A 12759-nucleotide genomic window follows, 5' to 3' on the forward strand; every position below is an offset into this window, starting at 1 on the left:
GCAGGTAAGGTTTCGGGGTAGCCCCGAATTCGCCTCTTCCGGGTGTCAGTCGCCGGCGGAGGCGTGGCCGGCGCTGGCGTTCGCGCGGAGGCCGTCGCGGATGTCGCTGCCGCGGACGAGGAGGTAGAGGGTGCCGGCGAGGACGACGGCGGCGGCGAGGTAGAAGGGGGTGGCGAGGCCGTAGGTCTGACCGAGGTAGCCGGCGAGAACGGGGGCGACGGCCGCGCCCGCCCAGCGCAGGCAGTTGTAGGCGGCGGAGGAGACAGCGCGAGAGTGCGGGCTGGACTCGATGGCGAGCGTGGTGAAGAGGGCGTTGGCGACGCCGCAGCAGACGCCGGAGAGGACGATGACGGCGAGGAGAGCGGTTGTGCCGACGGTGAGGCCGGCGGCGGCGAGGACGGCCATCATGCCGACGAGGGTGCCGCCGAGGGTGGGGATTTCGCCGAACCGGCGGATGAGGGCGGTGGAGAGAAAGACGGAGGAGACGGCGACGAGCGCGCCCCACGCGAAGTAGACGACGCCGAGTTGGACGCTGGTGAGGTCGGCGACGGTGAGCGGCGAGTAGGCGAGGATGGTGAAGAAGCCGAAGGAGTAGGTGAGGCCGACGAGGGCGTTCGTGCGGAGGGCGTCGGAGCGGTAGCCGGCGAGGACGTCGCGGACGGTCTGTTTCTCCTCACGGGTTTCGGGGTCGGAGACGGTGGCGTAGGTGGTGAGGAAGCCGACGGCCATGAGGACGGCGGTGCCGAAGAAGGGGATGCGCCAGGAGGCGGAGCCGAGGACGCCGCCGAGGAGGGGGCCGGCGGCGATGCCGAGGCCGAGCGCGGCCTCGTAGAGGAGGATGGCTTCGGCGACCTCGGTGGAGAGGCCGACGATGATGGCGAGCGCGGTGCTGGTGAAGAGGGCGTTCCCGAAGCCCCAGCCGCCGCGGAGGACGGCGAGCGCGAGGACGTCCGGGGCGAGCCCGCAGAGCGCGGCGAAGCCGGCGACGAGCGCCATGCCGAGGAGGACCGTGTTCTTGCTGCCGATGCGCGTGGAGAGCGCGCCGGAGACGAGCATGGCGAGCGCCATCACGAGGATGTAGCTGCTGAAGAGGAGTTCGACCATCGCGTGGGACGCGCCCATCTGCTGTCCGATCTTCGGGAGGATGGGGTCGACGACGCCGATGCCGAGGAAGGCGACGAACGTCGCGAAGGCGGTGGCGAGGACGGGGGTCGGGTAGGCGTCGAGCCGGCCGGTCAGGGACACGAGAACATCACTACCGGTGGGGAGGTCGCGGAGGGGTAAACGACCGGCGAACAGCGGAGGCGTGTTCCGGGACCGACAGGGACCAGTAGGCGCGTTTACTTCGGGTTACTCGCCGCCGAGGTCGACGCCCATGGCCTGGTTGGTGGTGCGGACGCTCTCTTCGGCCGTGGTGTCGGCGTCGGTGACGGCGCGGATGGCGTCGACGTTCTCCGGGACGACGTCGGACTCCTGGTGGATGGCTTCGAAGAGGTAGAGGTCGCGGCCTTCGGTGTTGACGGACTCCGTCCAGACGGCGTTCTCCCAGACGTCGCCGCGGGGGCGGCCGCGGTCCATCGCGTACTCCTTCGCGTCCGCGGTGGTCTCGATGCCCAGCGAGTCGTCGATGAGCCAGAGGCGGGGTTCGCCGCGGAGGGCGTCGCGGACGGCCTCGGCGTCGACGTCCTCGGCGAGCGTGACGTTCACGGAGTGCATGTGCATGAGGGTCGCGGGGACCTTGAGGCCGAGCGTGTCGATGTCGACGTCGGGGATGACGGTGTTGACGTCGGGGCCGTGGTGGCTCGGGACGGTGATGGGGTCGGGGACGATGTCGTTGATGGGGCCGCGGTCGCTCTGCGTGGGGTCGCCGCCGCGGCGGACGAGGGTCGCGCGGACTTTCTCCACGCCGAACTGTTCTTTCAGGGGCGTGATGAGGCGGGAGAGCCCGGTGGTGTTACAGGAGACGACGCGGACGTGGTCGGCGTCGCGCGCGGCGTCGAAGTTCGCGCGAGCGTTGAAGGAGACGTCGGCGACCTCCGCGTCCTCGCCGCCCTGGTAGAGCGCGGGCGTGTCGTACTCCTCGTAGAGCGCGCGGTTCTCCGCGCCGACACCGGAGGGCGTGGCGTCGACGACGACGTCGCTCTGCGCGACGAGCTCGTCGACGAGGCCGGCGGTCTCCAGCCCCGACTCCGCGAACTGGTGCGCGCGGTCCTCGATGGCGGCGTAGAGGTCGTAGCCGCGCTCGACGGCCTGTTCGGCTTCGAAGTTCGGCCGCGTCTTCGCGACGCCGACGACCTCCATATCCGGCTGGTCGCGGACGGCGTCCGCGACGCGCTTCCCGATAGTCCCGTATCCGTTGATGCCGACGCGAATCATACGCGGAACTCCTCACGGAGTCCGGTTAACGGTTTCGAGAACGTGTCTGAAAGAGTAACTACTGGGAGAGTGAACGACTGGGGCCACCGACGGCGGAGCCTACGAGGAGAGTCCAAGCAGGCGAACGCTCCGAGCTAGAGATTCATCGTGGATGACGCGCTATCACTAGCTGAACAACGATGTCGAACACCCGTGACGAGGCTCCGAACGGCCACCACTCGCACAAAGCGCCGTCGTCCGTTCGGTCGCTACTGCGCCGAATCAGGTTCAAGCCGCCGCGTTCGTCCGAAACGCCGGACGAGTAACGCCGAGTCTGCGTCTTCGCGAGACGGTAAGGGCTAACTAGCGGCCGAGAGAACTCTGTGGTATGACGACGCTCGCGGAGGCGGCGGAGACGGCGGTCGTACAGTGCCTCGGGCTCGAAGCGGGCGAGTCCTGCGTGGTCGTGACGGACGACACGCGCGAGGCTATCGGCGAGGCGCTCTACGAGGTCGCGTCGGGGATTACGGGCGAGGCGAGCATCATTCGGTATCCGCCGGGGGCGCAGCACGGGTCGGAGCCGCCCGCGCCGGTCGCGGCGGCGATGCGGGACGCGGACGTGTTTCTCGCGCCGACGACGAAGAGCCTGAGTCACACGCGCGCTCGCTCGAAGGCGAGCGAAGCGGGAGCGCGCGGTGCGACCCTCCCCGGCATCACGGAGGAGGTTTTCACGGCCGGTCTCGACGCGGATTACGCGGCGATTCGCCGGCACTGCGCGGACGTCCTCGAACAGGTCGAGGGAGCGGAGGAGGTCCGCGTGACGACGGAGTCGGGGACGGACATCACCTTCGAACCGGGCGAGCGCGAGTGGCTCCAGGACACCGGGATGGTGCACGAGCCCGGCGACTTCTCCAACCTTCCGGCGGGCGAGGTGTTCGTCGCGCCGGCGGACGCGAACGGCACGTACGTCGTCGACGGGACGATGATGCCGCACGGCCGCCTCCGCGGGGAGAAGCTCCGGTTCGACGTCGAGGACGGCTACGTGACGGGTATCTCGGACCCGGACATCCGCCAGCAGGTCGAGGACGCCGCGGACGAAGTCGGTGACGCGGCGTACAATCTCGCGGAGCTCGGCATCGGGACGAACGTCGCCGTCACCGAGCTCGTGGGGAGCGTCCTCCTCGACGAGAAGGCCGCCGGCACGGTGCACATCGCCATCGGCGACGACGCGGGCATCGGCGGCGACACCGACGCCCCCCTCCACCTCGACGGCATCATCGAGGAGCCGACCGTCTACGCGGACGGCGAGGTCGTGCGGCTCCCCGAGCCGTAGACCTCGGAACAGTAAACGGGAGGAGCGACCCTCGACCGAGCGTCACGGCTCGGTTCGGCGGACGGGTCAGTCGCAGTGTGGCCCGGTTCGGCGGACGGGTCACTCGGCGGTGTTGGTCTCGTGGAGAATCGGGGCGGGTGGGCTGTTCCGGGGTGGTTCGGTCGGAGACAGCCGAGTTCGTACTCCCCCTCTGGACCGAAACGCGCGAGTCGACCCTCCCCCCTACGGGAGTCAAGATCCACGCGTGCCGGTCCACCCGGTAGTTGGGGTCCTGCACCGATACCGCTTTTACTTGGTCCACCAACGGCTTTAAGAGTAGTCGGGGGCGCGGAGGGTGTTGTCGACGAGCGTGCGGATGGCGCGGCGGAGGCGTTCGGTGACCGCCTGGTCGGAGACGCCGAGTTCGTCGGCGAGATCCTGCGTGGAGATGCGGCGGGGGATGTCGTAGTAGCCGCGGTCGCGGGCGAGGAGGAGCGTCTCGTACTGGGGGTCTGAGAGGCCGTACCACGGGCCGGCTTCGGGGCGCGTCGGGTTGTAGAGGCCGCAGACCTCGAAGTCGATGCCGGCGTCCTCGCAGCGGTCGGCGAACGCCGAGAGCGCGTCGTGGTCGGGGAACCGAATCTGGAGCGTCCACGTGTCACCCTCGCCGGTGGCGCTCAGGAGGAAGCCCTCGAGGTCGTGGACGGCGGCGAGGAGGCGGTCGCCGGTGGCGTCCCACTGGAGGGCGTACAGCGTCCGGTCGTGCATCTCCTCGAAGACGGTGAGGTGTTCGACTTCGCCGCGTTTCTCGACTTCCGCGACGAAGTCGGACGGGTCCGGGTCGTGGAGCCAGAAGAGGGGGACGACGTCCTCGCCGAGCGGGACGACGTCTTCGAGGCGGATGTCGGACCGACCGGGAACTGCGAGCGCGCGGCCGAGTTCGAAGGAGTCGGCAGCGACTTCGAGTTCCGCGATGACGCTCATGGTGGAGACGAGTGGCCGGAGCGTAATCAGGTCCAAGCATGGTGTACCATGCATCGGGAGTAGCTTCTTACGGCGACAGAGCGTACCGTGGCGTAGTCGGACCGCAGCAATCCCGATGTCACTATGACTACGCAATTCGACGACGTCGCGACGAGAGACGAGTTCCGGCGGCGGCTCAGCGAACTCATCAGCGCCGCGTCGGAGAACGACGTGCGCGTCGAAGGAGGGTGGACGTGTGAGTCGATCGCAGGTAATCAGTGGGACGTCGTGGTCGCGGGCCTCGACGACGCGGCCGAGGAGGAGTAGGGCGGCCCCGCGTCACGGCGGGTTTAAAGGGTTCCAGCCGCTTTCCTCGTGTATGACTGCGCACGCAGAACGCGTCCCGCTGACGTGTTCTTCTTGCTCCCCCGAGTTGGAGACGGAGCACGAAGTCCTCACGACGGGCGGCGGGACGGCGACGGTGAAGTGCACGGAGTGCGGGCACGTCCACAAAGAACAGCTGGAGTCGGAGACGGTCGTCGAGCGCGACGTCATCGTGAGTCAGGACGGAGAGTCCCTGAAGGCGACCGTCTCGGCGGACGCCGACGAGGAAGTGGTGACGGGCGAGGAGTTCATCGTGGAGACGGACGAAGCCATCATGCAGGTCCGCATCACGAGCCTCCAGCTCGGCCCGGAGACGCGGCGCGCCCGCGCGGACTTCGGCGACGTCTCCACCTTCTGGACGCGCGTCGTGGACAACGTCTCGGTCGGCGTGACCCTCCACCCGCGCGACGGCCGGCACGACGAGACGCGGCCGTTCGACCTCCAGATTCCCGGCGACGAGGAGTTCACCGTCGGCGAGACCCACGAGTACGGCGACGAGGAGTTCACCGTGACGGGTATCGTGATTCGCGAGGACGCCTACGGCCGCTACGACTACAAGAAACTCGACCACGACGGCGACACGGCGCTCGCGAAGGACACGAAGCGCCTCTACGCCTACGACGAGACCAGTAACGCCTGGTCCGCCTGGTAGGCCGAACGAGCCGCCACAACGGTTTTTCTGCGGGCGAGCGAGACGCACGGTATGACCCGGATCGGCAGACGGAGAAGTACCAGTATGACCCGGTTCGACAGACGGGTGAGGGACAGATGAGCGGGTACGACGAGGAGCGCGACCGGCTGGCGTCAGTGGTGGAGCGGCGGGGCGTGAGCGAGCGCGTCGTCGACGCGATTCGTGCGGTTCCGAGGCATGAGTTCGTCCCGGAGAGCGAAGCGGATGCGGCGTACCGCGACCGGCCGGTCCCTATCGGGGACGAACAGACGTGTTCTGCGCCGAGTATGGTGGCGACGATGTGCGACCGCCTCGACCTCGACGAGGGCGAGGACGTCCTCGAAGTCGGGACGGGGTGTGGGTATCACGCGGCGGTGACGGCGGAGCTCGTGGGTTCGGCGCACGTTTACAGCGTGGAGTATCTCGAAGACCTCGCGGCTGACGCGCGCGAGAACCTGAACGAGACCGGGTACGGCGGCGTCTCGGTGCGGGTCGGCGACGGCCGGGAGGGCTGGGAGGCGCACGCGCCCTACGACGCCGCCTACCTCACGTGTGCCGCGCCGGACTTTCCGGCCCCGTTAGTCGAACAGGTCCGAGAGGGCGGGCGGCTGCTCGGCCCGCTCGGCGACCTCGGTCAGCGGCTCGTCTACGCCGAGAAAGAGGACGGCGGACTGGAGCGCGAGACAGGTGTGAGCGTGCGGTTCGTTCGGATACAGGGAGGCGGTGAGAGCGGGGAGTGATCAGCGCTCGGAGCTGACGGCGACGCAGGCGAGGCCGAGGAGGAGGGCGATTGCGGCGGTGGCGAGGAGGACGGCGCGGACGGCAGTGCCGTCGCCGACGCTGGGTTGGAGGGCGGCGATGGCGACGCCGGCGGCGATGGGCGTCACCGTGCTCGCGAGGCGGCCGAGGGATTCGCCGAGGCTGACGAGGCCGCCGCGAGCCGTGTCGGAGAGGCCGGTGATTTCGCTGCGGTAGAGGGTGATGGCGCTGCCGAAGCCGACGCCGACGAGGAGCGCGCCGACGCCGGCGACGAGCACGGAGGGGGCGAGCGCGAAGACGGCGACGCCGAGGGCGAAGAGGGCGAGGAGGCCGGCGAGGAGGCGGTCGCGGGGGACGGCGGCGGTGAGGCGGCCGAGCTGGGTGCCGGTGACGGCGGAGGCGACGCTGGCGACGCCGAGGACCGCGCCGGCCGCGCCGGGGGAGGCGTCGAGGAGGGTGACGACGACGACCGAGTTGTAGGTGATGAAGGCGAACCAGAGGACGGTGGGGGTGGCGCGGCCGACGAGGGTGGCGAGGACGCGGGGTCGGCGGGCGAGCGCGAGGAGCTCGCGGGTGGACGCGCTCTCGCCGCCGCCGGCGCGTTCGGGTTCTTCGAACCAGATGGCGACGACGAGCGCGGTCGGGAGGGCGAGCGCGTAGATGTAGAAGGGCGCGTACCAGGCGACGGCGACGAGCGCGCCGGCCACGGGCGGGACGGCGGCGAGGGCGACGGAGACGGTCGTGAAGCGGAGGCCCTGGGCCGCGGCTTCGCGCTTGCCGACGTAGAGGTCGCCGACGGCGGAGATGAGTGGCGGGGCGATGCCGGTGTAGCCGACGCCCTGGAGGAAGCGGAGCGCGAGAATCGCGGTAAAGGAGGAGGTGAGGGGGACGGCGAGGCCGGCGAGGCCGAAGAGCGCGAGGCCGCCGGCGAGGACGGGTTTCCTCCCCACGCGGTCGGAGAGCGCGCCGACGACGGGGATGAGGACGATGGCGGGCGCGGTGTAGGCGGCCATGAGGAGGCCGATTCGCGCGGAGTCGACGCCGAGCGGGCCGGTGAGCGAGGCGAGGATGGGCGAGACGACGGCCGCGCCGAGCGGGGAGCTGACGCTGCCGAGGAGGAGAATGGCGAACTGGCGGTCGGCGAGGAGGTCGGCGTCCTCGCCGAGCGCGGATTCGAGGAGTCCCACGCGAACACGAAGAACGAGGGGGCGTTTCAGTGAGTCGGTACCGGTACGCCTCGGTTCGGCAGACGAGGCGGGACCGGGACGCCTCGGTCGGACGGGCGAGAGAGAGCGGCCGGGAGACGGAGGTGGGAGAGGTGGCGAGGGTGGCGGGGGTGGGTCAGGCGGTGACGCAGACGTCGACGACGGGGAGGCAGACGCGGCGGGCGCGGCCGGTGCGGCGGCGGGCGGCGAGGCGGCGGAGGGCGCGTCGGCCGGCGAGGCCGGCGGCGACGAGGGCGAGCGTGGCGAGGACGGGGCCGGGGGCGCTGGCGACGAGGAGGGCGAGCGCGAGGAGGCCGAGGAAGATGGCGCTCGCGACGACCGTCTCGCCGAGCGTGCCCGGTGTGCGGTGCACCGCGGTCGTGGTGTCGGCGTGTCGGGTTGGTCTCATACAGGTAGAGGATGGACGCACACCGGCATAAGTATAATCTGAACGTTATTTCTGTAAGGGGGCGTACTGAAATCCGCTTCACCAGTAGCAAGTACGTTTTTCCCGCCGCCGTCCCTGGCTTCGGTATGGATCACCGAGCGCTGTTGTTGCTCCGCGCCGCCCGGGAGACGGGCGTTATCGAGGCCTGCGTCACGAACGCCGAGACCGTCGAGGAAGTCGCCGAGGAGGCGGACGTGACGGAGCGCGCCGCCCGCATCAGCGTCGACGCGCTCGTCGACCTCGGCTTCCTCGAACGCATGGGTTCGGGCTTCGAGCCGACGAACAAGATGCTCGGATTCATCACGAAGACGGACGTGCGCTCCATCGGCCGCCTGCCGCACGAGCTCGACTGCCTCGACCGCTGGCTCGACCTCCCGGAGACGATGCGGACGGGGGAGCCACCGGAGAAGCCCGCGAACTGGACGCGGAACGCGCTCGGCGCGATGGCCGCCGTCGACGAATCCACCGTGCGCGCGTTCGTCACCGCCGCCATCCACGAGAAGCCGGACGCGGAGACGGTCGTCGACGTCGGCGGCGGCCCCGGGCTGTTCGCCCGCGAGTTCGCGCGCCGCGGCTACGACGTCACCGTCGTCGACACCCCCGACGTCATCGAGGCGGACGAACCGCTCCTCGAACACGAACCCGTCTCGCTCCGCGGAGCCGACGTCACCGAGGAGCTCCCCGGCCAGTACGACCTCGTGTTCTGCTCGCGGCTCGCACACACCCTGAGTCCCGAGGAGAACCGGGCCTTCATGCGGAACGCCCTCGACGCGCTCGAGCCCGGCGGGACGCTCGTCCACATCGACCAGCTCCGAGACCGCGCGGACGGCGCGGCGATGCTCGCCGCCCACATGCTCGCGCAGACCGACGGCGGCGAGACGTACACCGAAGCCGAGTTCGGCGAGTGGTTCGGCGACGCCGGCTTCCACCACCCGCGCGTCGAGGACGTTCCCGGGACGGACTACCAGCTCGTCGCGGGAGACAAACGTGATTCGAGCGAGGGAGCGTAGCGACCGAGCGAGAATCACGATAAGTCGAGCGGGAGCGACCAGCGTTCGCGTGAGCGGAGCGAACGCGAGCAAGGAGGAGCTTGCTCCGACTGAGGGAGCGACACGCGAGACAAACGCGGCTCGGAGCGAACGCGGTTCGGAGCGAGCAGGGCGGGACCGAAGGTCCCGCTTGCCGTACGGGCGACTCGTGGGTCGCCCGTACAACGAAGCGAGTGAGAACCGCGGAGTAGCGAGCGGGGAGGAACGACCCGCGAGCAGGGAGCGTAGCGACCGAGCGTGAATCGTGGAAACGCGAACGCTGAGGCGAGCCGAGCAGACGCGGGGTTTTCGCGGGCGTCGCAGTGGCTCCGCGAGAGTGTCGGTCGTCGCGTGTTTCGCCGCCGGCCGCTTCCAGTGGGTTTTACGCGGTGACGGACGATTCTCGGGTATGGACGACCGTGTTCGCGAGCACGCGGAGGTACTGGTGGAGTGGAGCGCGCGGATCGAGCGGGGCGACGACGTCGTCGTGTCGGTGGCGGAGGGCGCACACGACCTCGGCGTGGCGGTGGCGGAAGCTCTGGGGGAGCGCGGCGCGAACGTGGTGACGCTCTACGGGAGCGACGAAGTCTCGCGCGCGTACCTGAACGCGCACGACGGCGACTTCGACGAGTCCCCGGAGTACGAGCGCGCGCTCTTCGAGAACGCGGACAGCGTGCTCCGCCTCGGCGGCGGGCGGAACACGGCGGCGGACGCGGACGTGCCGAGCGAGCGCCGGCAGGCGTACTCGAAGGCCCGCGAGGACGTCCGGGAGGCGCGCATGGCGACGGATTGGGTTTCTACCGTACATCCGACGCGCTCGCTCGCCCAGCAGGCCGGGATGAGCTACGAGGAGTACGAGGATTTCGTCTACGACGCCGTGCTGCGGGACTGGAGCGAACTCGCGGAGCGGATGGCGAAAGTCAAAGACCGCCTCGACGAGACGGACGAAGTCCGGCTCGTGAAGGAGGACACGGACCTGACGATGCGGGTCGACGGCCGCGTGAGCGTGAACTCCTGTGCGTCCGTCGCGTACGACTCGCACAACCTCCCGTCCGGCGAGGTCTTCACTGCGCCCTACGCGACCGAGGGCGAGGTCTTCTTCGACGTCCCGATGACCATCAACGGCCGGCGCGTCCGCGACGTCCGCCTCACCTTCGAGGGAGGAGAGGTCGTCGACTGGTCGGCGGCACAGGGCGAGGCCGCCATCACCGAGACCGTCGAGACCGACGACGGCGCGAAGAGATTAGGAGAGCTCGGCATCGGGATGAACCGCGGCATCGACCGCTTTACTGATAGCATCCTCTTCGACGAGAAGATGGGCGACACCGTCCACCTCGCGCTCGGCCGTGCGTACACCTCCAACTTCCCGGAGGGGAGCGAGGGCGAGGCGAACGACTCCGCCGTCCACGTCGACATGATCACCGACATGAGCGAGGACTCCCGGATGCTCTTCGACGGCGACGTCGTCCAAGAGGACGGGAAGTTCTGGTTCGAAGAATAGGAGATTCGGAGCGAGCGCCGAAAGCGCGAGCGAGAATCTCCAGAATCCGAGCGGGGAGGAACGACCCGCGAGGAATAGGTTACGCCGAGCACGGTCGGAACAAGTTCCTCCCTGCTCGCACTCACTCCGTTCGCGCGAACGAAACGAGGCGTAACCGAATAGCCGAACGGGGAGGAGCGACCCGTGAGGCAGGACTAGGAGATTCGGAGCGGCTGAGCGAAGCGAGGGAGCGAGAATCTCCGGAGTCCGAGCGGGGAGCAGGCGGAACCTCCGGTTCCGCCGAACGAGCGAGCGGCGGTCGCCGTGAGCGAGAGTGATCCGTGAGGCAGCGGAGGCGGTTCAGAGCGACCGAGCGATGCGTTCGACGTCGGTCTGGAACAGTTACGGTGTCGACGTCGACGGGTGTTGGATGGCCCGGTGGCTACGGGATGTTGAGTGCGCGGAAGGTGAGGGTGGGTGATGGCGTGTGTTCCGTCGGCGTCGGTTCTCCGTGCGACGACGACGTTCGCCCGGAGCGCCGTCGACGGAATCTATCACCGAATCTCCCGCGTGAGAGTCATCCGACGCCTCCTCGTCGGAGGCAGTTATTCGTTCGTCGCTCGGTACAAAGGGGGTTTTGGCCCGGAGAGTACCATAGCGTCCTGATAGGTCAGGTACGGGTGTCGCCGGGGTAGCAGTCGAAGTCGGCGGTCTCGCAGTCACCCTGGTGGGTCTCGATTTGGATGGTGGCGTGGCCGATGCCGTGGTCGTCGCCGAGGACGCGGCGGCAGCGGTCGAGGACGGCGTCGCGGTCGGCGTCGTCGGTGACGACGACGTGGGCGCTGCAGGCGACGCTGCGGCTGGTGAGCGCCCAGACGTGGACGTCGTGGACGCCGGTGACGCCGTCGATGCCGCGGAGGGAGTCGGTGACGACGTCGACGTCGACGCCGGGCGGCGTGCCCTGGAGGAGGATGTTGACGCTCTCGGCGAGGAGGTCTTTGGCGGAGTAGAGGACGAGCGCGGCGATGACGAGGCTGAAGAGCGGGTCGAGGACGCGGAGGTCCGTGAAGTAGAGGGCGACCCCGAGGGCGACGGCGGCGACGCTCCCGGCGGCGTCAGCGAGGAGGTGGAGGTACGCGCCCCGGATGTTGAGGTTCTCGCGGCCGCCGTGGAGGACGTACGCGCCGGCGAGGTTCGCGGCGAGGCCGACGACGCCGACGACGATGGTCGGGACGGCCTTGACGGGCTGGGGGTTCTGGAAGCGGACGACAGCCTCGTAGGCGATGTAGGCGACGATGACGACGAGGAAGACGCCGTTGGCGAGCGCGGCGAGGATTTCGGCGCGCTGGTAGCCGTAGGTGCGTTTCTCGTCGGCGGCGAGCGTCGCGATCCACGCGGCGAGGAGGGCGAGGAGGAGGCTCGCGGAGTCCGTGAGCATGTGCGCGGCGTCCGCGAGGAGCGTGAGCGAGTTCGCGTAGAGCGCGCCGACGACTTCGACGACGAAGAACACGGTGTTGATGACGAGCGCGAGCTTCAGCGCGCGCTGGCTGCCGGTCGCGTCGCCGCGGTCGTGGCCGTGGCCGTGACCATGATCGTGGTCGTGGCCGTCGGCGTCGCCGTGGCTGTCGTCGGTCATCGAGTTGTCGGGTGGAGTCGACGCTGAAGTATTAATCCCGCTATCAGTGACCCGGGGTCGCCTAGCAGCTCCTAGTAATCGTTCGGGCTTGGGTTATTAAGACGGGCTGAGGGGAGTAAGCCCCCTTCTGTTCGGTCCGGCATTCGGCTGAGCGCCCACGCGCGCCCCGAAAACGGGGTGGCCGAGCTACCTTCGCGCGCGGGCTTGCACCGGCGGGGATTGGCCGTTCCATCGATCCCTCCCCGTTCAACCTAAGCGGGTTAGCTCCCTTCCCTCGCGGGTCGGTTCGCGCGCGTCATCGGTCGGAGGAGGACGTGTCGTCTCTGTTCCAGTGCCGGTCGTCTCCGGCCCCGGACTTGCGTCCGGTCGCCTGCTCGGCGGGTGGGGGGACTTTCCTCGCGTGCCGCTGTGGGCCGCGGTGGCCGGACTCCCTCTGCCGACTGGACGTAGGCCGTGAGCGCCGATAAGGGTTCGGTCGCGAGGACTGTCATGGTCTTTCGGACAGAAGGGAAGAATTGA

General features: G+C 69.1%; 12 protein-coding genes and 1 other RNA gene. 6 read left to right on the forward strand and 7 right to left on the reverse strand.

Annotation, left to right across the window (positions count from 1 at the left end; all coding sequences use genetic code 11):
* Nucleotides 1-45 precede the first annotated feature (45 nt).
* Complete coding sequence (locus IEY26_RS14570) at nucleotides 46-1245, reverse strand: MFS transporter (protein ID WP_229774155.1); 1200 nt, start codon at nucleotides 1243-1245, stop codon at nucleotides 46-48.
* A 105-nt stretch (nucleotides 1246-1350) separates the two neighbouring features.
* On the reverse strand, nucleotides 1351-2376 hold the full coding sequence (locus IEY26_RS14575) for a type II glyceraldehyde-3-phosphate dehydrogenase (RefSeq protein ID WP_188980232.1): 1026 nt from the start codon (nucleotides 2374-2376) through the stop codon (nucleotides 1351-1353).
* Nucleotides 2377-2743: 367 nt separating this feature from the next.
* Between IEY26_RS14575 and IEY26_RS14580 the strand changes: the two genes are divergently transcribed.
* Nucleotides 2744-3688 (forward strand): aminopeptidase, encoded by a 945-nt coding sequence (locus tag IEY26_RS14580; RefSeq protein WP_188980234.1) that lies wholly within the window; start codon nucleotides 2744-2746, stop codon nucleotides 3686-3688.
* A gap of 309 nt (nucleotides 3689-3997) precedes the next feature.
* Here the strand turns inward: IEY26_RS14580 and IEY26_RS14585 are convergent, their stop codons facing one another.
* Nucleotides 3998-4651, reverse strand: coding sequence for a helix-turn-helix domain-containing protein (locus IEY26_RS14585; RefSeq protein ID WP_188980236.1), 654 nt, complete (start codon nucleotides 4649-4651; stop codon nucleotides 3998-4000).
* A gap of 123 nt (nucleotides 4652-4774) precedes the next feature.
* Between IEY26_RS14585 and IEY26_RS14590 the strand changes: the two genes are divergently transcribed.
* The 3 genes from IEY26_RS14590 to IEY26_RS14600 all read left to right on the forward strand — a co-directional run bounded on the left by IEY26_RS14590 (nucleotide 4775) and on the right by IEY26_RS14600 (nucleotide 6424).
* Complete coding sequence (locus IEY26_RS14590; protein ID WP_188980238.1) at nucleotides 4775-4957, forward strand: hypothetical protein; 183 nt, start codon at nucleotides 4775-4777, stop codon at nucleotides 4955-4957.
* Nucleotides 4958-5009: 52 nt separating this feature from the next.
* On the forward strand, nucleotides 5010-5666 hold the full coding sequence (locus IEY26_RS14595; RefSeq protein WP_188980239.1) for an HVO_0476 family zinc finger protein: 657 nt from the start codon (nucleotides 5010-5012) through the stop codon (nucleotides 5664-5666).
* Nucleotides 5667-5782: 116 nt separating this feature from the next.
* Nucleotides 5783-6424, forward strand: a complete 642-nt coding sequence (locus IEY26_RS14600) for a protein-L-isoaspartate(D-aspartate) O-methyltransferase (protein ID WP_188980241.1) — start codon at nucleotides 5783-5785, stop codon at nucleotides 6422-6424.
* On the opposite strand, the gene IEY26_RS14605 is transcribed toward IEY26_RS14600, so the two are convergent.
* Nucleotides 6425-7630, reverse strand: coding sequence for an MFS transporter (locus tag IEY26_RS14605; RefSeq protein ID WP_188980243.1), 1206 nt, complete (start codon nucleotides 7628-7630; stop codon nucleotides 6425-6427).
* A 154-nt stretch (nucleotides 7631-7784) separates the two neighbouring features.
* On the reverse strand, nucleotides 7785-8057 hold the full coding sequence (locus IEY26_RS14610; RefSeq protein ID WP_188980245.1) for a hypothetical protein: 273 nt from the start codon (nucleotides 8055-8057) through the stop codon (nucleotides 7785-7787).
* A gap of 125 nt (nucleotides 8058-8182) precedes the next feature.
* On the opposite strand from IEY26_RS14610, the gene IEY26_RS14615 reads away from it, so the two are divergent.
* Both IEY26_RS14615 and IEY26_RS14620 read left to right on the forward strand, forming a co-directional pair.
* Nucleotides 8183-9106: a class I SAM-dependent methyltransferase gene (locus tag IEY26_RS14615; RefSeq protein ID WP_188980247.1), complete on the forward strand. Its 924-nt coding sequence runs from the start codon at nucleotides 8183-8185 to the stop codon at nucleotides 9104-9106.
* Nucleotides 9107-9533: 427 nt separating this feature from the next.
* Nucleotides 9534-10625, forward strand: coding sequence for an aminopeptidase (locus IEY26_RS14620; RefSeq protein ID WP_188980249.1), 1092 nt, complete (start codon nucleotides 9534-9536; stop codon nucleotides 10623-10625).
* 649 nt (nucleotides 10626-11274) lie between these two features.
* Here IEY26_RS14620 and IEY26_RS14625 read toward each other — a convergent pair.
* Nucleotides 11275-12240 carry a cation diffusion facilitator family transporter gene (locus IEY26_RS14625; protein WP_188980251.1) on the reverse strand — a complete coding sequence of 322 codons (966 nt, stop codon included), beginning with the start codon at nucleotides 12238-12240 and terminating at the stop codon, nucleotides 11275-11277.
* A 104-nt stretch (nucleotides 12241-12344) separates the two neighbouring features.
* Nucleotides 12345-12678, reverse strand: an RNA gene (rnpB, locus tag IEY26_RS14630) — RNase P RNA component.
* Nucleotides 12679-12759 lie beyond the last annotated feature (81 nt).

It is taken from the genome of Halocalculus aciditolerans (assembly GCF_014647475.1).
Taxonomy (GTDB): Archaea; Halobacteriota; Halobacteria; order Halobacteriales; family Halobacteriaceae; genus Halocalculus; species Halocalculus aciditolerans.

Bases quoted from the DNA above. Each gene is read 5' to 3' on its own strand.
- IEY26_RS14615 (WP_188980247.1), top strand. From the start codon at position 8,183: ATGGATCACCGAGCGCTGTTGTTGCTCCGCGCCGCCCGGGAGACGGGC.
- IEY26_RS14620 (WP_188980249.1), top strand. From the start codon at position 9,534: ATGGACGACCGTGTTCGCGAGCACGCGGAGGTACTGGTGGAGTGGAGC.
- IEY26_RS14610 (WP_188980245.1), bottom strand. From the start codon at position 8,057: ATGAGACCAACCCGACACGCCGACACCACGACCGCGGTGCACCGCACA.
- IEY26_RS14580 (WP_188980234.1), top strand. From the start codon at position 2,744: ATGACGACGCTCGCGGAGGCGGCGGAGACGGCGGTCGTACAGTGCCTC.
- IEY26_RS14575 (WP_188980232.1), bottom strand. From the start codon at position 2,376: ATGATTCGCGTCGGCATCAACGGATACGGGACTATCGGGAAGCGCGTC.
- IEY26_RS14585 (WP_188980236.1), bottom strand. From the start codon at position 4,651: ATGAGCGTCATCGCGGAACTCGAAGTCGCTGCCGACTCCTTCGAACTC.
- IEY26_RS14625 (WP_188980251.1), bottom strand. From the start codon at position 12,240: ATGACCGACGACAGCCACGGCGACGCCGACGGCCACGACCACGATCAT.
- IEY26_RS14590 (WP_188980238.1), top strand. From the start codon at position 4,775: ATGACTACGCAATTCGACGACGTCGCGACGAGAGACGAGTTCCGGCGG.
- IEY26_RS14600 (WP_188980241.1), top strand. From the start codon at position 5,783: ATGAGCGGGTACGACGAGGAGCGCGACCGGCTGGCGTCAGTGGTGGAG.
- IEY26_RS14595 (WP_188980239.1), top strand. From the start codon at position 5,010: ATGACTGCGCACGCAGAACGCGTCCCGCTGACGTGTTCTTCTTGCTCC.